This is a genomic window from Amycolatopsis samaneae (assembly GCF_039541975.1).
GTDB lineage: Bacteria > Actinomycetota > Actinomycetes > Mycobacteriales > Pseudonocardiaceae > Amycolatopsis > Amycolatopsis samaneae.
In genome coordinates, this window is the sequence record NZ_BAABHG010000007.1 from 52,486 (window position 1) to 73,238 (window position 20,753).

A 20,753-nucleotide genomic window follows, 5' to 3' on the forward strand; every position below is an offset into this window, starting at 1 on the left:
GGGGCGCGATGGCGTGGTTTCGCAAGGGCGGCGGCGCGGACGCCGACGAGCCGACGGGACAGATCTCCTCGGCCGTCATCGAAGCCGCCGATCGGGCGGGAACCGAGGACGCCGATGACACGTCGAAGCCCGACGTGGACGCCGTATCCGTAGCCGCGCACGTCGGTCCCGCCGACCTGGAGCGCGCACTCGCCGACCGCCAGACGCTGATCCAGCTCTGCCTCTACGCGCTGGACCGCGCCCGTAGCGGCGGCGTGGTCGAGCGGCTCGAACACGGCCTCGCCGGTATCGGTGTCGAGGCGCTGCGCCCGGACGGCGAGCGGTTCGATCCGGCACTGCACGAGGCGGGCGGAGCCGTCGCGACCGAGGACGCCGCGCTCGACGGCGTCGTCGCCGAGACGGAGATCGCCGGGTTCGCCGACCACGGCAAGCTGCTGCGCGCGCCGATCGTCACCGTCTACGCGAAGAAGCCCCAGTGAGCGCTCCGGTCGGCGCGCCGACCCTGCCCGCGCAGGTCAAGGCCGCACAGGAACAGCTGCTCGGCGTCGTCCGTGAGGCCGATCCGCAGGTCGCGAAGTGGGTCGAGGGCATTCGCGGCGCACGGCAGGGGCACCCGTCGGTGGTGGTCGTCGGGGAGACCAACCGCGGAAAGAGCTCCCTGGTCAACGCCATGATCTCGATGCCGGGACTGTCCCCTGTGGACGCCGATGTCGCGACCGCGACGTACCTGGTCTTCGAGCACGCGCCGCAGTGGGGCGCCCAGGCGTGCTACCCCGGTCAGCTCGCGCCGGTGCCGATCGACCTCGGCCAGCTGATCAACTGGGTGTCCGCCGCGCACGAGCTGCCGCCCGGCCAGATCCCGCCGCGGTACGTCGAGGTCAGCGGTCCGGTGCCGCTGCTGGAGCGGATCACCATCGTCGACACCCCCGGCGTCGGCGGGCTCGACTCGATGCACGGCGAGCTCGCCAAGGAGGCCGCCGCCGGCGCGACGGCGCTGCTGTTCGTCGTGGACGCCTCGGCGCCGTTCACCTCGACCGAGCTCCAGTTCCTGCGCGACGTCGGCGACCGCGTCGAGACCGTCGTGTTCGCACTGTCCAAAGTCGACGCCTTCCGCGGCTGGCGCGAGGTCATGGAGGCCGATCGCCAGCTGCTCGCCGAGCACGCCCCCCGCTTCGCCGACGCGGTGTTCCACCCCGTCTCGGCGCGGATGTTCGAGACCGCGGCGAAGGCGCCGAACGAGCAGATGGCCGCGATGCTGCGGGAGAAGTCCGGCATCGCGCCGCTCCAGGTCGCGCTGCAGGAACTGCTGGTGGGCCGCTCCGCGATGCTCGGCGAGGCCAACACGCTGCGCGCGCTGTCCAGCGCGCTCGGCGAGCTGAAGGCGAAGCTGCAGGCCGAGAGCAGGGCGCTGTCCTCCGGTGAGGCCGAAGCCGAACAGCTGCGGGAACGCCGGGACCAGCTGACCGCCGACCGCCGCACCTCGACGCGGGGCTGGCAGCTCAAACTGCGCGCGGAGGTCCAGCGCACCCGCGTCGAGATCGGGCACGAGAGCAGCCGCGAGATGCGCGACGCCCAGTCGCACTTCCGGCAGCTGATCGACGGCGCCAAACGCGACGAGCTGGCCGCGCTCCCGCAGCAGGTGGACATCGCGCTGCAGACGACGTCACAGCGGATCTCGATGCAGCTTTCCCAGCGGCTGAACCAGGTCACCAACGTCTCGCTGGCCGAGCTGTTCTCGGCCGAGGAGCTGGACGTCATCCGCGCGCAGTTCCTGCGGGCGGGCGGACCGCCGGTGGTGCTGCGCCCGCCGGACAAGAAGCCGCCGACCGCCGAGGACAAACTGCTCGTCTTCATGGGCATCTCCGGCGGGGTCGGCGCGGGCAAGATCGCCGCGCTGCCGCTGGCCGGGGTCGCCATCCTCAACCCGGTGGTGCTGCCCGCGACAATCGTCATCGGCCTCGGTGCCGGCTGGTGGATGGCGCGCACCCGCAAGCACGCGTCGGACAAACAGCACATGAAGCAGTGGCTCGTCGAGGCCATCGCCGACGCGCGGTCCACGCTCGACCAGCTCGTCGCCGAGCAGCTCATCGAGGCCGAACAGCAGCTGTCGATGGCGCTCGACGAGGCGCTCGGCCGCCGGATCGACGCGATCGAGGCGGAACTGAAGGAAGTCGACAAGACGATCAAGATGGGCGCGCAGGAGCGGTCGAAGAAGATCGCCATCGTCTCGAAGCGGCTCAAGGACGTCAGCGACGGCCGCGACCGCGCCGAAACGCTGCTCGCCCGCATCCGCTCGCTGCGCGACAAGAGCTGACCTCGTTCCGGAGCGTGATCACCCGGTCGGGTCTTGGCCCACCCTGTTGTGGACCGGAACCGAACCGGCATACGGTGAGTCATATCCTCGACAAACAGGTCAGCGACATCGGGCAAGCACCCGGTCGATAAGGGGGATCTCCCATGTGGGTTGACGAGAGTGGCGGCACCGACCCGCACGCCAGTGGTTCGGAGGCGATGACCGTCCACGTCGACGGCCAGGACTACCAGGCCGAGGTCAACTACGACGCCAACGAGGACGGCAGCAACGACACGGCGCTGATCCAGCACGACGACGGCACCGCGCAGGCCTTCGTCGACACCAACCACGACGGCGTCGCCGACCAGTACGTTGTCATCGACTCCACCGGCCACGCCGTCGACCAGGCGGTGTACGACGAGCGCAGCGGCCAGTGGGTCCACTCGGGCGGGCACCACACCGGCGGTGACGACTCCGGCCGGGACGCCGGCGCCGGCGGGCACATCCACGCCGACATGCCCAGCGGCGACGTCGACGCCGGGGTCGCCACCATCGACACCAACCACGACGGCCACAACGACACCGCCGTGGTGCAGACGAAGGACGGCGGCACGATCGCCTTCACCGACAAGGACGGCGACGGCCAGGCGGACATCGCGGTGCAAACCGATTCGAGCGGGCACACCACCACGTTCGAGCACACCGGCAAGGGCCAGTGGACCCAGGCGGGCAGCGGGCTGATGGACTCGGAGGCCACGCCGTCCGCGGCGATGTCCGGCGGCGACCCGGCGGGCGACGCCGCGTGGGGGCACCCCGGCACCGAAACGCTGGAGGGCGTCGCCAAGATCGACTCCGGCACCGGGCAGTGGATCAGCCCCAACTAACGGCAAATTCCTGTAATCCAGGTCACATTCCCGGTATTCGTTCCAGGCCCGGCGCGTTCGCGTGCCGGGCCTTTGGCTTACCCGGCGGGGTGCGATTCGGTATCGAAAGGGTGGCAGTGCCGAGGCGATGTGGCTCCGCTCACCGAAGATTTTCCGGCGGATGGACCGTTCCGGTGACGACTGAATCGATTCCCTTATCGTTCTTGTGAGAGAACCGACAGGTCGGCTCTCGGTTACCTGCCGGTCATCCGGCTACTCTCGGGGAATCCCAAAACCCGCACACCGGTCCGCAGCCGGTGTGCGAAGCCATTCGGTCGCCGGCAATGAGGCCCGCACCTGAACAGCGTCGTTCCGGTGTGGGCTCTTTTGTCGTCGGAAGTCAGGAGTAGAGATGACCGCAGTCGCCATCCCCGGGCTGGACACCGCGCCGACGACGCACAGTGGCGTGCTGTCCTGGGTCAGGGAGGTCGCCGAGCTGACCACCCCCGACCGAGTGGTGTGGGTGGACGGTTCCGACGAAGAAGCCGCCAGGATCAACGCGGAACTGGTCGAAGCGGGCACTTTCGTGCAGCTGGACGCGAAGCCGAACTCCTTCTGGGCCGCCTCCGACCCGGAGGACGTCGCCCGCGTCGAGGAGCGCACGTTCATCTGTTCCGAGCGTGAGGAAGACGCCGGGCCGACCAACAACTGGATGGCGCCCGCCGAAATGAAGGCCACGATGACCGAGCTGTTCCGCGGCTCGATGCGGGGCCGGACGATGTACGTCATCCCGTTCTGCATGGGCCCGCTCGGGGACGAAAACCCCAAACTGGGCATCGAAATCACCGACTTCGCCTACGTCGTCGCCTCGATGCGCGTGATGACGCGCGCGGGCAAGGCCGCGCTGGACAAGTTCGTCACGCCCGAGGGCACCGAGCGCGAGTTCGTCCCCGCGCTGCACTCGGTCGGCGCGCCGCTGGAGCCCGGCCAGCAGGACGTGCCGTGGCCGTGCAACCCGATCAAGTACATCTCGCACTTCCCCGAGGAGCGGCTGATCTGGAGCTACGGCTCCGGCTACGGCGGGAACTCCTTGCTGGGCAAGAAGTGCTACTCGCTGCGCATCGGCTCGGTGCTCGCCCGTGACGAGGGCTGGCTGGCCGAGCACATGCTGATCCTCAAGCTCATCTCGCCGGAGGACAAGGTCCACTACGTCGCGGCCGCGTTCCCGAGCGCCTGCGGCAAGACCAACCTCGCGATGCTCCAGCCGACCATCCCCGGCTGGCGCGCGGAGACCCTCGGCGACGACATCGCGTGGATGCGGTTCGGCGAGGACGGCCGCCTGTACGCGGTGAACCCCGAGTTCGGCTTCTTCGGCGTCGCGCCGGGCACCGACTACCACACCAACCCGAACGCGATGCGCACCATCGAAAAGGGCAACACGGTCTTCACCAACGTCGCGCTCACCGACGACGGCGACATCTGGTGGGAGGGCATGGAGAACACGCCCGCCCACGCCACCTCCTGGAAGAAGCAGGAGTGGACGCCGGAGTCCGAGGAGAAGGCCGCGCACCCGAACTCGCGCTACTGCACGCCGATGTCGCAGTGCCCGATCCTGGCGCCGGAGTGGGACGACCCGAAGGGCGTGCCGATCTCGGCGATCCTGTTCGGCGGCCGCCGCAAGACCACGGTGCCGCTGGTGAACGAGGCCCGCGACTGGCAGCACGGCGTGTTCATGGGCGCCACCATGTCCTCGGAGAAGACCGCGGCCGCCGCGGGCAAGGTCGGCGAGGTCCGCCGCGACCCGATGGCGATGCTGCCGTTCCTCGGCTACCACGCCGCGGACTACTTCCAGCACTGGCTGACCCTCGGCAAGGAGGCCGACGCCTCCAAGCTGCCGAAGATCTTCTACGTCAACTGGTTCCGCCGTGGCGACGACGGCCGTTTCCTGTGGCCGGGCTTCGGCGAGAACTCGCGCGTGCTGAAGTGGGTCCTCGAGCGCGTCGAGGGCCGGGGCAACGCGGTCGAGACGCCGATCGGCTTCGTGCCGAAGGCCGAGGACCTCGACACCGAGGGCCTGGCCGAACCGCTCGCCGACATCCAGGCCGCGCTCGACGTGCACGCCGAGGAGTGGCGTCAGGAGCTGCCGCTGATCGAGGAGTGGTTCGAGAAGATCGGCGACAAGGTGCCCAGCTCGCTGCATGACGAGCTCGACGCCCTGCGCCAGCGTCTCGGCTGATCAAGGCCGTAAGTCTCCGAAGGCCACCATGAGGGAACTCGAGTCCCTCATGGTGGCCTTCGGCGCATAGGGAGCGAGACCAGGGCCGACGTGCATCTGGTCCGTTCGACGTGGAGACCGAGGCCAGTGTGGTCCGGGAGTTCGCGTGGAGGTCGGCGAGGCTAGGGTGGTTTTCGATCGGCTGCGCTCGCAGCGTTGCCTCCCGACGAGTCGGTGAGCTTCATCAAGCGGCGAGCCAAGGAGCTGTACGGCGGGCCCGTGAGAAGGGCGATGCTTGTGTCTACTGTGGATGGTCAGGCCGTCGTCGTTTCCCCGGGCTGGTCAGCGCGTGCGATTTTCCTTTCCGGTCACGCAATTCGATGCCCGGTTGAAGACCTGTCTTCGATCGGCTGAAGTCGCGATCCGCTGTTGACCAGCCCAACCAACCACGTGCCCTGATCGGTACCTTGGGGAGATGACCGTCTCTGGGGTGAAGCCGTTCAGGTTCGGGGTCAACATGGTGATTCCCGAGTCCCGCGCCGCGTGGGTCGAGAAATGCCGCAAAGCCGACGAACTCGGCTACGACGTCATCGGCGCGGCCGACCATCTCGGCATGGCGCCGCCGTTTCCCGCGCTCGTCCTCGCCGCCGAGGTGACCGAACGCGCGCGGCTCAACACGTTCGTGCTCAACGCCGCCTTCTACAATCCGGCACTGCTCGCCAGGGAGGTCACCGGCACCGACCAGTTCACCGAGGGCAGGCTGGAGCTCGGTATCGGCGCCGGCTACGTCAAGGCGGAGTTCGACGCCGCCGGGCTCCCCTGGCTCGGCGCTGGCAAGCGGGTCGACCACCTCGAACACACGGTCAGGGAGCTCAAGCGGCTGTACGCGGACCCGGACCACAAGCCCGCGCCCGTCCAGCGGCCCGGCCCGCCATTCCTGATCGCCGGGCGCGGGGACCGGCTGCTCACCCTCGCCGCCGAACACGCCGACATCATCGGCTTCACCGGAACGAGGAAGGTCCCCGACGGCGCGAAGCTGGCGCCCGCCGGCCTCGCGGAAATCACCGAGCGGGTGGAGTTCGTCCGCGGGAAGCTGGCCGGCCGCGACGTCGAGTTCAATCTCCTGCCCCACTTCGCCCGCGTCACCGATGACCGGAAGGCCGAGCTGGAGAACCTGCACAGGCTGGTCGAGCGGCAGCTGACCGTCGAGCAGCTGGCCGAGGTCCCGACCGCGTTGGTCGGCACCCACGCGCAGATCGCCGAGCAACTCGTCGGGACCCGCGAGCGGCTCGGCATCAGCTATTTCACCGTGTTGGAGGCCAATCTCGAAGCGATGGCGCCGGTGCTCGAACTGTTGCGTGGCCGATGATCGACGCGAGGGCGATCGGCGTCCGCGCCGGCGAGGTGTGGTTGTTCGACGAACTGGACTTCTCCGTCGACGCCGGTGAGTGCGCGGTGGTGGTGGGTCCGAACGGAGTGGGCAAGTCGACGCTGCTGCGCTGCCTGTACGGCATGCAGAAACCCCAGCGTGGCAGGGTGCTCGTCGACGGCGCTCCGCCGGACGAGCGCAAGGTCGCCTTTCGCCGCAAGGTGTCCGTGCTGCTCGACGACTCGGACTTCTTCGCCGAGCTGACGCCGGTGCAGCACCTGGAGCTGCTGGCCGGGACGTTCGGTACCGACCTCGGCGACTTCGACGCGCTCATCGCCGACGCCGGGCTCGAAGAACGGGCCCAGGTCACCGCCGGGAGCTTCTCCGCCGGTCAGCGCCGACGCCTCCTGCTGCTCGGCGCGACGGCGCGTCCGCACCGGGTACTCATCCTCGACGAGCCCGAGCGCGCGCTCGACGTGGCGGGCAAGGAGTGGCTGGTCGAGCTGATCGGCCGGTCGACCGCCGAGGGCGCCGCGGTCGTGCTGGCCACCCACCACCCGCCGCTGCTGGAAGCCGCGGACAGCGTCCTCGAGCTGTTCTGATGGTGGATCTCGGCGTCCGGACACGCGTGCCGGGCAGGCGCCGGTTCGGCGGTATCTTCAGCGGTGACTACGGGACCTTCTACGCCCTGTTCGGTTTCGGCTTTCTTTTCACCGCTTTCTTCAATCTCGACAAGTGGCATCGAATCCTTTTCGGACAGTCCACAGCGGACTTTCCGGCGGTGCTGGGGCTGTTCGCGATCGGCCTTGCCTTCGCCTGGCGGGTCCTGCTGCGTCGCGGGTTCGTCTGGGCCGAGCCCGCCGAGCTGACCTGGCTGGACTTCGCCGACGCCGATCGGCGCCGGGTGGTCGGGGCCCGGCTGCTGGTCGTGTGGTCGGCGGTCGTGCTGGCGGCGGGCTACGTCCTCGCGCTGGTCGTCGCGGCGGGTGGCGGCGGCCGGGACGTGTGGACCGCGGGCGTCGCGCTGGTGGTCGCGTGCGCGGTGCTCATCTTCGCCACGGCCCGCCGCACCGCGCTCCGCGTCGACGTCGCGGGCCCGCTCCTGCTCGCGGTGACCGGGCTGGTGATCGCCGCGGCCGCGCTCGGCCCGCTGACCGTCCAGTACGTCGCGGGCGGTGTCCTGCTCGTCGCGTGCGGTCTCGCGCTGGGCGGGGAGCCGGTCACCGCGGCCGGGCGGATGACACTGGTCGAGGGCTGGAACGTCCGCCTGCTGCGCACCGTCGCGGTGACGTTCATGGACCCGATGCTCGTGCTGCCCGAGTCGGCCCCGGTCGGACGGCTGTCGCTGCGGCGCCCGACCGCGCTCCGGCTCGCCTGGGCCGGGTTCCTCGGCCGGACGCGGTATCTCGGCGCCGCCGCCCTGCTCGCGATCGGCGTCGCCGTCGCGCGGGTCGCGGTGCCCACGCTCCCGGCGGCCGCCCTGGTCGGGCTCGCCGCGTTCGTCGCGCTGGTGCCCTTCGGCGGTGGGCTCGGCGTGCTGTGGCACAACCCCGGGCGGCGGCGCTGGCTGGCGACGTCCAACCTGGAACTGCGTGTGACACACGGCCTGCTGCTCGCGGTCCTCGGACTCGCCTGGTCGGCCCTGCTCGCGGCGGTGAATCTCCTGATGGGCGCCGTGATACCGGCCGTCGGCTGGCTCGCGGTGCCACTGGCGGTGCTGGCCGTGCTCCGCGCGGTGACCCGGAAGGACATGGACTACACCGACGGCCGGGGTTTCAGCATGTCGCGCCAGTTCGTCCGCGGCGTCGATGTGCTGGTCATCGGCATTTTGGTGCTCTCCGTAAAGGGCTAGCTCACCGGGTTCCCGCTTTCGGGGCATTCTCTGCGGCCGTTCGCGGGCTACCCTCACTGCGACGAGAGGAGCAGCGCGTGGGTGGCGGGCATGCACCGGGCGTCGGGCGCCGGGGAACCAGCGAGTTCCCGCAGGGCTGGAGCAACCGGCAGATCATCTCGGTGATCACGGACGTCGCGAACGTCCCCGGCGAGCCGCGTCGCCGCCAGCACAACGGCCGCTGGCGCTGCGCCGGGGAACGCTACGGCGTCTACGTCGTGGTGCTGGCCGACGACGACGGCCAGGTGCGCACGGCCTATCCGGCGGGTGGTCCCGGCGTCCTGCGCAACCCGGACACCCCGGAGGACCCGGCGAACCCGACGCTGGCCGATCTCACCCACAGCCGCATCACCTACTACGCCGACAGCGTGCTGTCCCAGCTCGCCGATCGGATCGCGCCGCCGGACCTCGCGCACTACCGGTCGCTGCTGTGGGCGGGCGAGTGGGAGGAACTCATCGACGTGCTCGCCGCGCACGCCGTCACCGTCGACCTGCGCCTGAGCACCGACGAGTTCGCCGATCTCGAACGGCTGCTCAACTCCTACGAGATCCCGCTGCCCGGCTTCTCGTTCCTGAACGACCGGAACAAGATCCTGGAGCGGCTGCGCCCTAACTCGCCCGGGACAGTGCGGACGACCCCGGCGGTTCGGTAGCGGCACGCAGTTCGTCGAGGGGAAGACCGACGGCGTCCGCGATCGCGGTGACCGTGAAGAAGGTCGGGGTGGGGATCCGCCCGGTCTCGATCTTGCGCAGCGTCTCGACCGAGATCCCGGCCTCCGCCGCGACGTCGACCATGCTGCGCCCGGCCCGCGCCGCCCGCAGGGCGAGCCCCAGCCGTTCGCCCCGTTCGCGTTCTTCGTCCGTCAGCGGTACCCGCACCATGGCACCAACTCTAATACCAGTGCGGCTAGCACCCCAAGGCTCGGCAGAGTTGTCCACCCCCTGTGGACAACTCTGTGCACAGGTGTGAAAAGCCCATGTGAAAAGACCCCGCCGAGCCGAAGCTCGACGGGGCCACTACCCCTAGTGGGTTCAGGCGCCGGGAGGCACCGGAAGTGGGACACCGGGCAGGGACTGGTCGTTCGGGACCTTCCCGTCCACCAGGTAGTCCTCCACCACCTTGTCCACACCCGCGTTGCCGCCGGCGTAGATGCCGTGGTCACCCTCGCCGGTCACGGTGATCATCCGCGAGTTCGCGAACGCCTTGTGCGCGCGTCGCGCGCCCTCGATCGGCGTCGCCGGGTCGTGCTCCGACTCGACGATCAGCACCGGCGGCACACCCTTGCCGGTCATCGCGGGCAGCGGGGCGGGCGGGTTCTTCCAGAACAGGCACGGCTGGATGAACCATCCGGCGCCGAGCAGCGGCTTCTGCTCGTCGATCAGCTTCTGCGACTGACGGATGGCGCTGTTCGTGCTGCCGGTCCACGGGCCCTCGTTGCACGGGATGGTCCAGAAGCTGGCGTCGTAGGCGTCGCCGTCACTGGGCACCATCAGCGGCTGCGGGCCGACCACCTTGTCGGTGACCTTGGCCTTGACCTGCTTGGCGGCCTCCGCCTTCTGCTGCGCCGAGGAGCCGCCCTGGGTCAGCGTGCGGACGTTGACCAGGTACTGGGCCAGCGGGATGAAGTTCCGCTTGCCGTAGATCTGGTTCGCGATGAACGAGTCCAGCGAGTTGGCCGACACCGAGGCGCCGTCCAGCGTGACCGGGTGCTGCGTCAGCGCGTAGCGGACCTGCTCGTAGGTCTGGCGGGCCTCCTCGGTGGTGGTGCCGAAGTGGTAGACCTTGTCGTACTTCGCGATCCACGGGAGGAAGTCCTGCCGCCAGCGGCGCTCGAAGCCGAGCGGCTGCCAGTCGAACGACTTCTGCCAGGTCGTGGTGAACTCCGTCGAGGAGTCCAGCAGGAACCGGCCGGTGCGGGTCGGGTACTGCTGGGCGTAGTGCGCGCCCATCCAGGTGCCCGCCGAGTAGCCGACCCAGTTGATCTTGTCGCGGCCGAGCAGGACCCGCAGCAGGTCGATGTCGCGCACGGTCTGGTCGGTGTTGATGAGCGGGCCCAGCTCACCGGACTTGACCTGGCACGAGTGCGCGGCGTACCGCGTGGCGTCCAGGATCAGGTTCAGGTTTTCCCGGCGGCGGTCACGCGGGTCGAGGTCGCCGCCGGTGCCGATGGCGCCACCACACGTGATGTTGGTGCTCTTCCCGGTGCCCCTCGGGTCCATCCCGATGATTTCCTGGTTGACGCGCAGCTTGGTCTGGTTGCGCAGCCGGGCCGGGAAGTTGCGGCCGGGCGCGCCCGGCCCGCCCGGGTTGGTGATCACGCTGTCGGTCGCCTTGCCGCTGGTCGCCTTCAGGCGGCTGACGGCGATGGTCAGGTCGATCCGCTCGTCACCGCGGTACCAGTTGCGCGGCGTCTTGTAGGTCGCGCACTCGATGTCCTCGGCTCCGGGCGGTGGCGGCGTCGGCAGCTCGGTCGAGGTGCACTTGTGCCAGGCCAGCTGCTGGTTCGCGTACTGCGCTGGGATGTTCGTGGAGTTCAGCGGCTGCTTCGCCGCCTCGCCCGCGAAGGCGGGCGTGAACCCAGCCAGCAGGGTGCCGGCCACGGCCGGTATCACCACCGCATAGCGGAGTTTCGTCATCCGGTTGCCCCTTTGTGTCGGAAACGTTGGCTATTGATATCCGGCCGGGGCAAACGCGGCAACCGCCCTTCGTCGGCATCGGCACAATGCCTGATCGAATCGATACCGGACAGGGGTGACGATGTCGTACCCAGGTTCTAGTGTCGTGCGGACGCGAAGTCGCGCGAGTGTTAGGTGAGGTCTGATGTCGTCTGCCAAGCAGAGCGGGAAGGTTCGCGGGTTCCAGTTCAGCGCGTGGAACCTGCTCCTGGTCATCCCGTTGGTGGTGCTGGTCACACCACTGTTCAACTTGGACGGTCCCCGGCTGTTCGGGATGCCCTTCTTCTACTGGTTCCAGTTCGCGATGGTGCTGGTCGGTGTGCTCAGTACCGGGATCGTCTACTGGGCCACGAAAGGGAAAGCGGTCAGTGACCAACCCGATCGGCTGAGTGTCGACGACCTCGACGCGGGGAGCGGCGAATGAGCAACCTGCAATGGCCCGAGCTGGTCATTTTCACCCTGCTTTTTCTGCTGGTGACGGTGCTCGGCTTCGTCGCGTCGCGCTGGAAGGCCGGAAACACACTCGACCACCTCGACGAATGGGGGCTCGGCGGGCGCAAGTTCGGCTCGTGGATCACCTGGTTCCTGCTCGGCGGTGACCTCTACACGGCTTACACGTTCGTGGCGGTGCCCGCGCTGATGTTCGGCGCCGGCGCGCTCGGCATGTACGCGCTGCCCTACACGATCATCGTCTACCCGATCGTGTTACTCCCGGCGCTGCGCATGTGGTCGGTCTCGCGGTCGCACGGCTACGTGACCCCGGCCGACTTCGTCCGCGGCCGCTTCGGCTCGCCGACGCTGGCGCTGCTCGTCGCGATCACCGGCATCGTCGCGACCATGCCGTACATCGCGCTGCAGCTCGTCGGTCTCGAATCGGTGCTGCGCACGATGGGCCTCAACGGGTCCGGCATCGTCGGGCACCTGCCGCTGCTGATCGCGTTCGTGATCCTCGCGCTCTACACCTACCAGTCGGGCCTGCGCGCGCCCGCGCTGATCGCGTTCGTCAAGGACATCCTGATCTACATCGTGATCCTGGTGGCGATCATCTACCTGCCGATCAAGCTCGGCGGCTGGTCGCACATCTTCGACACCGCGGCGGCGAAGTTCGACAAGACCCCGGCGAAGAGCGACGGGATCCTGCTCAACGGCAACAACCAGCTCCAGTACGCGACGCTCGCGCTCGGCTCGGCGCTGGCGTTGTTCCTCTACCCGCACTCGCTCACCAGCGTGCTCGCCTCGCGCGGGCGCAGCGTGATCAAGCGGAACATGGTCGCGCTCCCGGCGTACTCGCTGCTGCTCGGCCTGCTGGCGCTGCTCGGCTACATCGCGATCACCGCCGGGGTGAAGCCGATCAACAACAACGCGACCGGCAAGCCGGACAGCAACACCATCGTGCCGGTGCTGTTCGACACCCAGTTCCCGTCCTGGTTCGCGGGCATCGCGTTCGCCGCGATCGGGATCGGCGCGCTGGTGCCCGCCGCGATCATGTCGATCGCCGCGGCGAACCTGTGGACGCGCAACATCTACAAGGAGTACATCAAGAAGAACGCGACGCCGGGCCAGGAGGCGAAGCAGGCGAAGCTCGCTTCGCTGATCGTGAAGTTCGGCGCGGTCGCGTTCATCCTGTTCATCGACCCGCAGTTCTCCATCGACCTGCAGCTCATGGGCGGGGTGATGATCCTGCAGACGCTGCCGGCGGTGGCGCTGTCGCTCTACACCCGGTGGTTCCACCGCTGGGGCCTGATCGCGGGCTGGGTCGTCGGCATGGCCTGGGGCCTGATCATGCTCTACGGCATCCCGAACCCGGCCAATGGCAAGAAGCACTTCGGCGGCTCGGCGCTGCCACTGGGCGACCTGTCGATCTTCGGCTGGCACCCGTTCGCGGGTTCGGCCGTGCAGATCTACCCCGGGTTTGTGGCGCTGGTCGCGAACATCGTGGTGGCCGTGCTCGTCACCCTCGTCGCGCGGCGGCTCAAGGTGGTCAACGGCACGGACCAGACCGAGCCGGAGGACTACCACGCCGACGAGCACGACAAGGACCTCCGCCCCATCGGCGCCCACTAGCGCTCCCGGTCCGTGGGGCCTCCTTGAGGGACTCCAGCTCCCTCAAGGAGGCCCCCACGGACTTTTCGCGGCGAGGTGCCGAGGGCGACTAGCGTGGTGGCCATGAGCGAGTCGGTGAGCCGGTTCCCGGTGGTGGACCTCGAAGACCTGCCCGACGATCTGCGCGAGCGCGTCGGCGAGATCGCCCGGAAGTCCGGGTTCGTGCCCAACATCTTCCGCGCGCTCGGGCACCGGCCCGCCGAGCTGCGGGCCTTCCTCGACTACCACGACGCGCTGATGGAGCGCGCCGACGGGCTGAGCAAGGCCGAACGCGAGCTCGTCGTGGTCGCCACTTCGAGTGCCAACCACTGCACCTACTGCGTCGTGGCGCACGGCGCGATCCTGCGCATCCGCGCCAAGGACCCGCAGCTGGCCGACCGTGTGTCCGGCAATCCGTGGCAGGTCGAACTCGACGAGCGTGGCCGGGTGATCGTGGACCTCGCGCTCGCGCTGGCCCAGGATTCCGCGCTCTTCGGCGAGGCGGACCTCGACGCCGCCCGTACGGCGGGCCTGACCGACGACGAGATCTGGGACGTCGGCGCGATCACCGCGCTCTTCGCGATGTCGAACCGGCTCGCGCACCTCACCGCGTTGCGGCCCAACGACGAGTTCTTCCTGCTGGGAAGGCTGCCCCGGGAGAAGTGAGCCGCGGTCAGTACCGGTAGAACGGGCCCGGCAGGTCGCGCCGGAACTCGAACCTGGCCAGCACGACGCCGAACAGCGCGCGGACGCGCCTGAGCGGTTTCGTCCAGGTTTTCGGCGCGGGGCCGTAGTAGCGCGGGTCCTCGTGCGGGGTGAAGGCGTCCCCGGTCAGCACGACCACGTCGTGGCCGCGCGGGCAGTGGCCGGACACCGAGATCATCCCGGGCGTGAGGTTCTCGACCCAGTCGACCTCGTCCACGCCGAGCAGGGTCCGGCGATCACATTCGGCGCAGTAGACGACGAACATCTCACAGCTCCAACCGCCAGGTTTCGCCGAGCAGACTCGGCCCGAAGTCTTCGGCCGGCTCCTTGCCGACCAGCTGGAACCCGTTCCTGCGATAGATCTCGCGAGCCGCGGTGAGCAGCGAAACGGTCCAGAGCTCCATCGCCGCGTACCCGGTCGCCCGCGCGAACTCGACGCATTCGCCGACCAGCCGCTTGCCCGCTCCGAGGCCGCGGGCCGCCGGTTCCACGAGCAGTAACCGCAGCTTCGCGACGCGCGGGTCCTCGCCGCGCATGCAGAAGACACTGCCCATCCGTTCGCCGTCGACCTCGGCGATCCACCCGGCCTGGCCGGGATCGTCCCGCCGTTCGGCGAAGTCCGCGACGACCCGCGCGGTCAGCGCCTCGAACCGGTCGTTGAAGCCGTACTCCCTGGCGTACACCGCGCCATGGCGGTGCACCACCCAGCCGAGGTCGCCTGGCCGGGGCGATCGCAGCACCAGCGCGGGCGTCGCGCGTCGCCCGCGCACCAGCCCGGTGATCGTGTCCATCGCGCCGAGCAGCCTTCGCTGCTCCTCGTCCGGGAAGCGTTCGAGCAGTCCGCCGATGCGTTGGGAGCTGCGTTCGTTGAGCACCGCGAACGCGTCCTGGCCTGCCGTGGTCAGCCGGACGAGCTGGCGGCGGCCGTCCTCGTCGCAGCGTTCCCGGACGAGCAGGCCCCGTGCCTCGAGCCTGGAGAGCAGCCTGCTGGCGTACCCGGCGTCCAGGTCGAGCCGTTTGCGCAGGTCGGCGACGTAGTTCTGGTCGTGCTGGGCGATTTCGAACAGAACCCGCGCCTCGCTCAGCGAGTACTCGGCGTCGGCGGGCCCTTCGTCGAGGACGCCGATGACTCCGGTGTACAGGCGATTGAAGGCGCGGACCGTGGCGATCCGATCGGCGAGCCGCACGTCGTTCATTGACCACCTCAAGTAATTCGTTGACGCGGTCAACCATTACTCCGGAAGGAGGTCGTGGGCAACTCGTTTGGTGGACGGCTGCACGGAGCCGGACATATGGAAACCCCGTGATGCTGCCAGGTCGGGGGTCCGCCAGCATCACGGGGTCGTAAGGGGTATCGACGCGACTTTCGGCGGCGTTACACCCTGAGCACTATGTGGTGTAGGTCACTCGATCGGGCGACGACTACTTGGGTGAGTGCCTCAGCGCATGTAACCCTGGCGCGCCTGGGCGATGGCGATCAGCTCCTGACGAACGGTCGCGGTGGCCGCGGTGTCAATCGCCCGGTTCAGCGCCCGGCGAGTGCGAGCCTCGGCGCGGCGGGCACGGAGCTTGGCGGCGATGTTGTTCATCGGTTTCTGCATCCCCTTCGAGGGTCTCGGTTGCTGTGTCTCTAGTATGCACCTTTTTTCACAAGGAAGCCAACGAATCTACGGTGACATGGCACACCTGCCGATGAATCGTAGGCAAACAGGCTATATCGCCGGAGAGATTTGGTGTCGCCGGTCACGTTTTGCTAACGCCATACCGTCGTATACGGCTATATAGCCTTTTTCCTATACATCGGTAGGCAGCCTCATACACCGCGAGAGAACGGGTGGTGGTCGCTCAGTCGCGGCCGAGCAGGTAGTGGCCGAAGTGCGGCACGGTGAACGCGATCTGGCCGCGTTCGGCCGAGTACACCAGGCCCTTCTTCATCAGGCTGTCCCGTGCCGGCGACAAGGACGAAGGCTTGCGGCCCAGGTAGACGGCCACATCGGCGGTCCCGGCCGCCTCGTCCCGGCCCTGGGTCAGCTCCGCCATCGCGAGCAGGTACTCCCGTTCGGCCGGGGTCGCGCGCTCGTAGCGGGAACCGAAGAACCCGACCGCGAGCTCGGCTTCGGCCTCGGGCGCGGCGACCTGGACGTCCTTGACGGTGATCGGATCGGCCGGGGCCGCGTCCCACGCCGCCTTGCCGTACGCCTGGATGAAGTACGGGTAGCCGCCAGAGGCGTCGAACAACGCGTCCAGTGCCTCCGGCTCGATGCCGGCGTCCTCACGCTCGATCGGCGCCATCACCGCGAGATCCGCGTCTTCGCGGTCGAGCCGGTCGATGCGGGCATAGCGGAACAGCCGCTCGGAGTACGACTTCGACGCCGAAAGCACCGCGGGCACGTGCGGCAGCCCCGCGCCGACCACGACCAGCGGAGCCCCGGACTGCGACAGCTCGTGGCAGGCCGCGCACAGCGCCGAGACGTCGTCGGGCTGGAGGTCCTGCATCTCGTCGATGAGCAGCGTGACGCCGGTGCCGACGTCCGCGGCGAGCTCGGCGACGTCGCTGAACAGCTCGACCAGGTCGATCTCGATGTCACCGGAATCGGCGCGGCCCTGCGCCGCGGGCGCGTCGATGCCGGGCTGCCAGCGGTCGCGCAGCTTCGCGTCGGCCTTGTTGGCCCGCAGCGCGAACGCCTTGAGCACACCGAGCACCTCTTCGACGCGGTCCGGCGCGCGATGCCGTACCGCGAGGTCCCGGATCGCCCGGTGCAGCGCCGCCGACAGCGGTCGCCGCAGTTCCGCGTCCGGCCGGGCCTCGATCTTGCCGGCGCCCCAGCCGTGCCTGATCGCCATCGAGCGCAGCTCGCCGAGCAGTACCGTCTTGCCGACCCCGCGCAGCCCGGTCAGCACCAGGCTCCGCTCGGGGCGTCCCCGGGAGACCCGCTCCAGCACCACCTCGAACGCCTTCAGCTCACGTTCGCGGCCGGCCAGCTCGGGCGGCCGCTGGCCGGCGCCAGGGGCGAAGGGGTTGCGGATCGGGTCCACTCTGCCACGTTATCGGGGTATCTAGCGCCAGCCCGATATTTGGGGATACACGCCTAGCGCGTGTTGCCAGGTTGGCCCGGATGGACGAACTCGAACTCGCCCGCCACCGCTTCCCCGACGGCGCCGAGGTGACCGGCCGAGTGTCCTCGATCCCCAGGCCAGGGGTGATCGGTCTGTTCGTCGACCTCCCGTACGGCATGGTGGGGTTCGCCGACGTCGTGAATCTGCCGTTCTCGGAGGCGGAGTGGCCGCCGGTCGGGACCATCACGACCTTCGAGGTGCTCCAGCACCGTCTCGGACAGGTGCGGTTGTTCCCGCTCGATCCACGGTTCCGCAGGAGCGACGCGCCGCCCTTGGGGATGTCGGCGGCGGAATGGGACGCGCACAAGATCACGTACCCGGTGGGATCGGTGGTCGAGGGAGAGGTCGGCGTCGTCTATCCGGCCAACCGGGAGTACGGCGTCCGCTACGGCGATGCCTGGGCGTGGTTCGGCTGGTCCGAGGAGCCACCGGCCGTGGGTGAGATCGCGGAGTACCGCGTCGTCCGGCATCTCGACACGACGCGCCGGACGTTGCTCGAGCCGGCGCGGGAGACGGGCGGGTCTGCAGCCCCGCCCTCCTGACCTGGTCGATGCCTAGTCGGTCAGGTTCCGCTCGGCGTAGACGCGCATCGCGTCGCGGATGTACTCCGCGGTGCCCGCGCCGTGCTTCTCGTCGTACGCGCCGTAGCGCGGGTCATCGACGTACAGCTGGCCGAGACCGGCGAAGTAGCACTTCGACACCGAGGACACCGCGGGTCGCAGCCACTCGTACAGCCGATGCGTGACCGCCTGCGTCTCGGCGCCGTCGACCGGCAGACCGGCCGCGCGTGCCTCACCGAACGCCTTCGCGATGTCCAGCTGTTCCTGCTGGTGTGCCTGCTTCTGCTCGTCGCTCAGCGAGCCCCACCAGTCGGCGCTCTTGCGATAGGCGTCGGCACCCCAGCGCTCGGTGACCTCCTTCTCGTACTTCGTGTGATCGAATCCCTCGAACACTTCGTTGGCCATGAGTCGTTCACCTCCCTTCAGTTTCTTCACCGTGGTACGGACCGACTCGATCTGCCGCTCCAGCCGCCGGCGTTCCTGATCCAGCAGCTCGAGATGCGTTTCCAGGGCGGCGACGCTGTCGCGCTCCCCGGTGAGCACCTCGGCGATCGCGGGCAGGCCGAGGCCGAGTTCGCGCAACAGCAGGATCCGCTGCAGTCGGACGAGCGAGTGCTCGTCGTAGTAGCGGTAGCCGTTGGCGCCGATCCGGCTGGGTTCCAGCAGGCCGACCGCGCCGTAGTGACGCAGTGTCCGGCTCGTCGTCCCGGCCGATCGGGCGAGGTCCTGGATGGACCATTCCGGCCGCGTCATGCCCGCCTCCCTCCTGATCTCGTCGACGAAAACCACGATAGAAGTTGACGTAGCGTCAAGGTCAACCCGAGCCACGAACGAGTTTCTCGCGCCCGCTAACGCTGTCTAGCGGTATCTAGCACTAGAGCAATATTTCCGGATAAGGGGTTAGCACCGGTTTGGCGCCGGGCTGTGGGGGCATTCAGGGCGTAGGTTCGCGTTGCAGACTTCGGAACAAGGAAGGCAAGGACCGTGATACTCCGCCGTGTGGCAAGACCACTGCTCGCCTCGATCTTCATCTTCGGCGGGATCGGTGCGCTGAGGGACGCCCAGGGGCACGCGAAGGCCGTCGAACCGTTTCTCACCGACACCTTCGACAAGGTCGAGGGCATCGTCCCGGACGTCGTGCCCCGTGATCCCGCGACGCTGATCCGCATCGACGCCGCGGTGAAGGTGGCCGCCGGGCTCGCGCTGGCCGCGGGCAAGGCGCCGCGACTGGCGTCGCTGGCCCTGCTCGGCAGCCTCGTGCCGACGACGCTGGCCGGGCACCGGTTCTGGGAGAGCAAGGACCCGGCGGAGAAACAACAGCAGCAGATCCAGTTCATCAAGAACGCCAGTCTTGCCGGCGGCCTGCTGCTCGCGGTCGGTGACACCGCCGGGAAGCCGTCGGTCGGCTGGCGCGCGCGTCGTGCTGCGAAGAAGGCGGGCGACTTCTCGGAAGATCTCGGCAAGAAGGCCGAGAAGCGCGCGAAGAAGCTCCGCAAGAAGGCCGCGAAAGCTCTTCCCGGCGACTGAGCAGCCTGCCTTAGACGCCTCTGAAGGCCACCTTGAGGGACTCTGGTTCCCTCAAGGTGGCCTTCAGAGGTCTTGGGCTACTTCTCCAGGATGGCCGTGACGCCCTGGCCGCCCGCGGCGCAGATGGAGATCAGGCCGCGGCCCGAGCCCTTCTCGTGCAGCAGCTTCGCCAGCGTCGCGACGATCCGGCCGCCGGTGGCGGCGAACGGGTGCCCCGCCGCCAGCGACGAGCCGTTGACGTTCAGCTTCGCCCGGTCGATCGAGCCCAGCGGCGCGTCCAGTTCCAGCTTCTCCTTGGCGAACGCCGGGTCCTCCCACGCCTTCAACGTGGCCAGCACCTGCGACGCGAACGCCTCGTGGATCTCGTAGAAGTCGAAGTCCTGCAACGTCAGCCCGGCCCGCGAGAGCATCCGCGGCACCGCGTACGCCGGCGCCATCAGCAGGCCCTCGTCGCCGTGCACGTAGTCGACCGCCGCGGTCTGCGAGAAGGTCAGGTACGCCAGCACCGGCAGCTTGTGCGCCTTCGCCCACTCGTCGGTCGCCAGCAACACGGCCGAGGCGCCGTCCGAAAGCGGCGTCGAGTTGCCCGCCGTCATCGTGCCGCCCGGTCCGCCGAAGGCCGGCTTGAGCTTCGCGAGCTTCTCCGCGGTCGAGTCCGCGCGCAGGTTCTGGTCCCGCGAGAGCTTGAGGAACGGCGTCACCAGGTCGTCGAAGAAGCCGCGGTCGTACGCCGCGGCCAGCCGCTGGTGGCTCGTCGCCGCCAGCTCGTCCTGTGCCTCGCGGGTGATCTCCCAGACCTTCGCGGTCAGCGCCGCGTGCTCGCCCATCGAAAGTCCGGTCCGCGGCTCGGAGTTGCGCGGGATCTCCGGCACGATGTGTCCCGGACGCAGCTTGGTGACCAGCTTGAGCCGGTCGGCGACGGTCTTGGCGGCGTTGAGCTGGATCAGGATCTGCCGCAGGTCCTCGTTGACGGCCAGCGGCGCGTCGCTCGTCGTGTCGACGCCGCCCGCGATCGCCGAGTCGATCTGGCCGAGGGCGATCTTGTTGGCGACGTTGATGATCGCCTGCAGGCCGGTGCCGCACGCCATCTGCACGTCCGACGCCGGGGTCGCGGGCGAGAGCCTGCTGCCGAGCACGCTTTCCCGCGCGAGGTTGAAGTCCTTGGAGTGCTTGAGGACAGCGCCCGCGGCGACCTCGCCGATCACCTCGCCCTGCAGCGCGAACCGGCTGACCAGGCCGTCCAGCGCGGCGGTGAACATGTCCTGGTTCGACGCCTTCGCGTACGGACCGTTCGACCGCGCGAAGGGGATCCGGTTGCCGCCGATGATCGCGACCTTGCGGATCGGTGACGCTTTCCTCGTGGCCATGGATCTCGCCCTCTCTCGTCGAACTGAGTCGTCCCTCTCACACTGTAACCTACTCGGCAGTAGGTTAGACTTCGAAGTGACGCAACCG

General features: G+C 68.8%; 21 protein-coding genes. 13 read left to right on the forward strand and 8 right to left on the reverse strand.

Going from position 1 to position 20,753, the window contains the following annotated elements:
- Positions 1 to 8: 8 nt before the first annotated feature.
- From grpE to ABD987_RS19240, 8 genes are all read left to right on the forward strand, one after another.
- Positions 9 to 479 carry a nucleotide exchange factor GrpE gene (gene grpE / locus ABD987_RS19205; RefSeq protein WP_345394970.1) on the forward strand — a complete coding sequence of 157 codons (471 nt, stop codon included), beginning with the start codon at positions 9 to 11 and terminating at the stop codon, positions 477 to 479.
- Positions 476 to 2,314 (forward strand): dynamin family protein, encoded by a 1,839-nt coding sequence (locus tag ABD987_RS19210; RefSeq protein WP_345394972.1) that lies wholly within the window; start codon positions 476 to 478, stop codon positions 2,312 to 2,314. The genes grpE and ABD987_RS19210 overlap by 4 nt, the downstream gene beginning before the upstream one ends.
- Positions 2,315 to 2,457: 143 nt before the next feature.
- Complete coding sequence (locus ABD987_RS19215) at positions 2,458 to 3,177, forward strand: hypothetical protein (RefSeq protein WP_345394975.1); 720 nt, start codon at positions 2,458 to 2,460, stop codon at positions 3,175 to 3,177.
- A gap of 391 nt (positions 3,178 to 3,568) precedes the next feature.
- A complete protein-coding gene (locus ABD987_RS19220; RefSeq protein WP_345394977.1) occupies positions 3,569 to 5,392 on the forward strand; it encodes a phosphoenolpyruvate carboxykinase (GTP) in 1,824 nt (607 codons plus the stop codon).
- Between the two features lie 454 nt (positions 5,393 to 5,846).
- Positions 5,847 to 6,740, forward strand: coding sequence for an LLM class F420-dependent oxidoreductase (locus tag ABD987_RS19225; protein WP_345394980.1), 894 nt, complete (start codon positions 5,847 to 5,849; stop codon positions 6,738 to 6,740).
- Complete coding sequence (locus tag ABD987_RS19230) at positions 6,737 to 7,342, forward strand: ABC transporter ATP-binding protein (RefSeq protein WP_345394983.1); 606 nt, start codon at positions 6,737 to 6,739, stop codon at positions 7,340 to 7,342. The genes ABD987_RS19225 and ABD987_RS19230 overlap by 4 nt, the downstream gene beginning before the upstream one ends.
- Positions 7,342 to 8,592, forward strand: a complete 1,251-nt coding sequence (locus ABD987_RS19235; protein WP_345394986.1) for a hypothetical protein — start codon at positions 7,342 to 7,344, stop codon at positions 8,590 to 8,592. The genes ABD987_RS19230 and ABD987_RS19235 overlap by 1 nt, the downstream gene beginning before the upstream one ends.
- Positions 8,593 to 8,669: 77 nt before the next feature.
- Positions 8,670 to 9,284, forward strand: a complete 615-nt coding sequence (locus ABD987_RS19240) for an EndoU domain-containing protein (protein WP_345394989.1) — start codon at positions 8,670 to 8,672, stop codon at positions 9,282 to 9,284.
- Here the strand turns inward: ABD987_RS19240 and ABD987_RS19245 are convergent.
- Together ABD987_RS19245 and ABD987_RS19250 are read right to left on the reverse strand one after the other, a co-directional pair.
- Positions 9,241 to 9,513: a helix-turn-helix domain-containing protein gene (locus tag ABD987_RS19245; RefSeq protein ID WP_345394992.1), complete on the reverse strand. Its 273-nt coding sequence runs from the start codon at positions 9,511 to 9,513 to the stop codon at positions 9,241 to 9,243. The two genes, ABD987_RS19240 and ABD987_RS19245, sit on opposite strands and share 44 nt — an antisense overlap.
- Positions 9,514 to 9,663: 150 nt before the next feature.
- Complete coding sequence (locus tag ABD987_RS19250; protein WP_345394994.1) at positions 9,664 to 11,268, reverse strand: alpha/beta hydrolase; 1,605 nt, start codon at positions 11,266 to 11,268, stop codon at positions 9,664 to 9,666.
- Between the two features lie 184 nt (positions 11,269 to 11,452).
- Here ABD987_RS19250 and ABD987_RS19255 point away from each other — a divergent pair, with 184 nt between their 5' ends.
- The 3 genes from ABD987_RS19255 to ABD987_RS19265 all read left to right on the forward strand — a co-directional run bounded on the left by ABD987_RS19255 (position 11,453) and on the right by ABD987_RS19265 (position 14,055).
- The gene (locus ABD987_RS19255; protein ID WP_345394996.1) at positions 11,453 to 11,731 is read left to right on the forward strand and encodes a DUF3311 domain-containing protein; all 279 of its coding nucleotides are present in this window, start codon (positions 11,453 to 11,455) and stop codon (positions 11,729 to 11,731) included.
- Positions 11,728 to 13,371, forward strand: a complete 1,644-nt coding sequence (gene mctP / locus ABD987_RS19260; RefSeq protein WP_345394999.1) for a monocarboxylate uptake permease MctP — start codon at positions 11,728 to 11,730, stop codon at positions 13,369 to 13,371. The genes ABD987_RS19255 and mctP overlap by 4 nt, the downstream gene beginning before the upstream one ends.
- A 102-nt stretch (positions 13,372 to 13,473) precedes the next feature.
- Positions 13,474 to 14,055: a peroxidase-related enzyme gene (locus ABD987_RS19265; protein WP_345395002.1), complete on the forward strand. Its 582-nt coding sequence runs from the start codon at positions 13,474 to 13,476 to the stop codon at positions 14,053 to 14,055.
- Between the two features lie 7 nt (positions 14,056 to 14,062).
- Here ABD987_RS19265 and ABD987_RS19270 read toward each other — a convergent pair whose 3' ends face one another.
- From ABD987_RS19270 to ABD987_RS19285, 4 genes are all read right to left on the reverse strand, one after another.
- Positions 14,063 to 14,359, reverse strand: a complete 297-nt coding sequence (locus ABD987_RS19270; protein WP_345395005.1) for a hypothetical protein — start codon at positions 14,357 to 14,359, stop codon at positions 14,063 to 14,065.
- Position 14,360: 1 nt separating this feature from the next.
- Positions 14,361 to 15,290, reverse strand: coding sequence for a bifunctional helix-turn-helix transcriptional regulator/GNAT family N-acetyltransferase (locus ABD987_RS19275; protein WP_345395008.1), 930 nt, complete (start codon positions 15,288 to 15,290; stop codon positions 14,361 to 14,363).
- Positions 15,291 to 15,533: 243 nt separating this feature from the next.
- Positions 15,534 to 15,695 (reverse strand): hypothetical protein, encoded by a 162-nt coding sequence (locus ABD987_RS19280; RefSeq protein ID WP_345396244.1) that lies wholly within the window; start codon positions 15,693 to 15,695, stop codon positions 15,534 to 15,536.
- A 244-nt stretch (positions 15,696 to 15,939) separates the two neighbouring features.
- The gene (locus tag ABD987_RS19285; RefSeq protein ID WP_345395010.1) at positions 15,940 to 17,130 is read right to left on the reverse strand and encodes an AAA family ATPase; all 1,191 of its coding nucleotides are present in this window, start codon (positions 17,128 to 17,130) and stop codon (positions 15,940 to 15,942) included.
- A gap of 80 nt (positions 17,131 to 17,210) precedes the next feature.
- Between ABD987_RS19285 and ABD987_RS19290 the strand changes: the two genes are divergently transcribed.
- Positions 17,211 to 17,753 (forward strand): hypothetical protein, encoded by a 543-nt coding sequence (locus ABD987_RS19290; RefSeq protein WP_345395013.1) that lies wholly within the window; start codon positions 17,211 to 17,213, stop codon positions 17,751 to 17,753.
- A gap of 12 nt (positions 17,754 to 17,765) precedes the next feature.
- Here the strand turns inward: ABD987_RS19290 and ABD987_RS19295 are convergent, their stop codons facing one another.
- Positions 17,766 to 18,524, reverse strand: coding sequence for a MerR family transcriptional regulator (locus tag ABD987_RS19295; RefSeq protein WP_345395016.1), 759 nt, complete (start codon positions 18,522 to 18,524; stop codon positions 17,766 to 17,768).
- Positions 18,525 to 18,755: 231 nt separating this feature from the next.
- Here ABD987_RS19295 and ABD987_RS19300 point away from each other — a divergent pair, with 231 nt between their 5' ends.
- Positions 18,756 to 19,298, forward strand: coding sequence for a DoxX family membrane protein (locus ABD987_RS19300; protein WP_345395019.1), 543 nt, complete (start codon positions 18,756 to 18,758; stop codon positions 19,296 to 19,298).
- Positions 19,299 to 19,375: 77 nt separating this feature from the next.
- On the opposite strand, the gene ABD987_RS19305 is transcribed toward ABD987_RS19300, so the two are convergent.
- Positions 19,376 to 20,665 carry an acetyl-CoA C-acetyltransferase gene (locus tag ABD987_RS19305; protein ID WP_345395021.1) on the reverse strand — a complete coding sequence of 430 codons (1,290 nt, stop codon included), beginning with the start codon at positions 20,663 to 20,665 and terminating at the stop codon, positions 19,376 to 19,378.
- Positions 20,666 to 20,753 lie beyond the last annotated feature (88 nt).

What these genes read in the sequence shown, in the direction of transcription:
- grpE (WP_345394970.1), top strand. Translation starts at nt 9, where the DNA reads ATGGCGTGGTTTCGCAAGGGCGGCGGCGCGGACGCCGACGAGCCGACG.
- ABD987_RS19215 (WP_345394975.1), top strand. Translation starts at nt 2,458, where the DNA reads ATGTGGGTTGACGAGAGTGGCGGCACCGACCCGCACGCCAGTGGTTCG.
- ABD987_RS19220 (WP_345394977.1), top strand. Translation starts at nt 3,569, where the DNA reads ATGACCGCAGTCGCCATCCCCGGGCTGGACACCGCGCCGACGACGCAC.
- ABD987_RS19225 (WP_345394980.1), top strand. Translation starts at nt 5,847, where the DNA reads ATGACCGTCTCTGGGGTGAAGCCGTTCAGGTTCGGGGTCAACATGGTG.
- ABD987_RS19230 (WP_345394983.1), top strand. Translation starts at nt 6,737, where the DNA reads ATGATCGACGCGAGGGCGATCGGCGTCCGCGCCGGCGAGGTGTGGTTG.
- ABD987_RS19235 (WP_345394986.1), top strand. Translation starts at nt 7,342, where the DNA reads ATGGTGGATCTCGGCGTCCGGACACGCGTGCCGGGCAGGCGCCGGTTC.
- ABD987_RS19245 (WP_345394992.1), bottom strand. Translation starts at nt 9,513, where the DNA reads ATGGTGCGGGTACCGCTGACGGACGAAGAACGCGAACGGGGCGAACGG.
- ABD987_RS19250 (WP_345394994.1), bottom strand. Translation starts at nt 11,268, where the DNA reads ATGACGAAACTCCGCTATGCGGTGGTGATACCGGCCGTGGCCGGCACC.
- ABD987_RS19255 (WP_345394996.1), top strand. Translation starts at nt 11,453, where the DNA reads ATGTCGTCTGCCAAGCAGAGCGGGAAGGTTCGCGGGTTCCAGTTCAGC.
- mctP (WP_345394999.1), top strand. Translation starts at nt 11,728, where the DNA reads ATGAGCAACCTGCAATGGCCCGAGCTGGTCATTTTCACCCTGCTTTTT.
- ABD987_RS19265 (WP_345395002.1), top strand. Translation starts at nt 13,474, where the DNA reads ATGAGCGAGTCGGTGAGCCGGTTCCCGGTGGTGGACCTCGAAGACCTG.
- ABD987_RS19270 (WP_345395005.1), bottom strand. Translation starts at nt 14,359, where the DNA reads ATGTTCGTCGTCTACTGCGCCGAATGTGATCGCCGGACCCTGCTCGGC.
- ABD987_RS19275 (WP_345395008.1), bottom strand. Translation starts at nt 15,290, where the DNA reads ATGAACGACGTGCGGCTCGCCGATCGGATCGCCACGGTCCGCGCCTTC.
- ABD987_RS19280 (WP_345396244.1), bottom strand. Translation starts at nt 15,695, where the DNA reads ATGCAGAAACCGATGAACAACATCGCCGCCAAGCTCCGTGCCCGCCGC.
- ABD987_RS19290 (WP_345395013.1), top strand. Translation starts at nt 17,211, where the DNA reads ATGGACGAACTCGAACTCGCCCGCCACCGCTTCCCCGACGGCGCCGAG.
- ABD987_RS19295 (WP_345395016.1), bottom strand. Translation starts at nt 18,524, where the DNA reads ATGACGCGGCCGGAATGGTCCATCCAGGACCTCGCCCGATCGGCCGGG.
- ABD987_RS19305 (WP_345395021.1), bottom strand. Translation starts at nt 20,665, where the DNA reads ATGGCCACGAGGAAAGCGTCACCGATCCGCAAGGTCGCGATCATCGGC.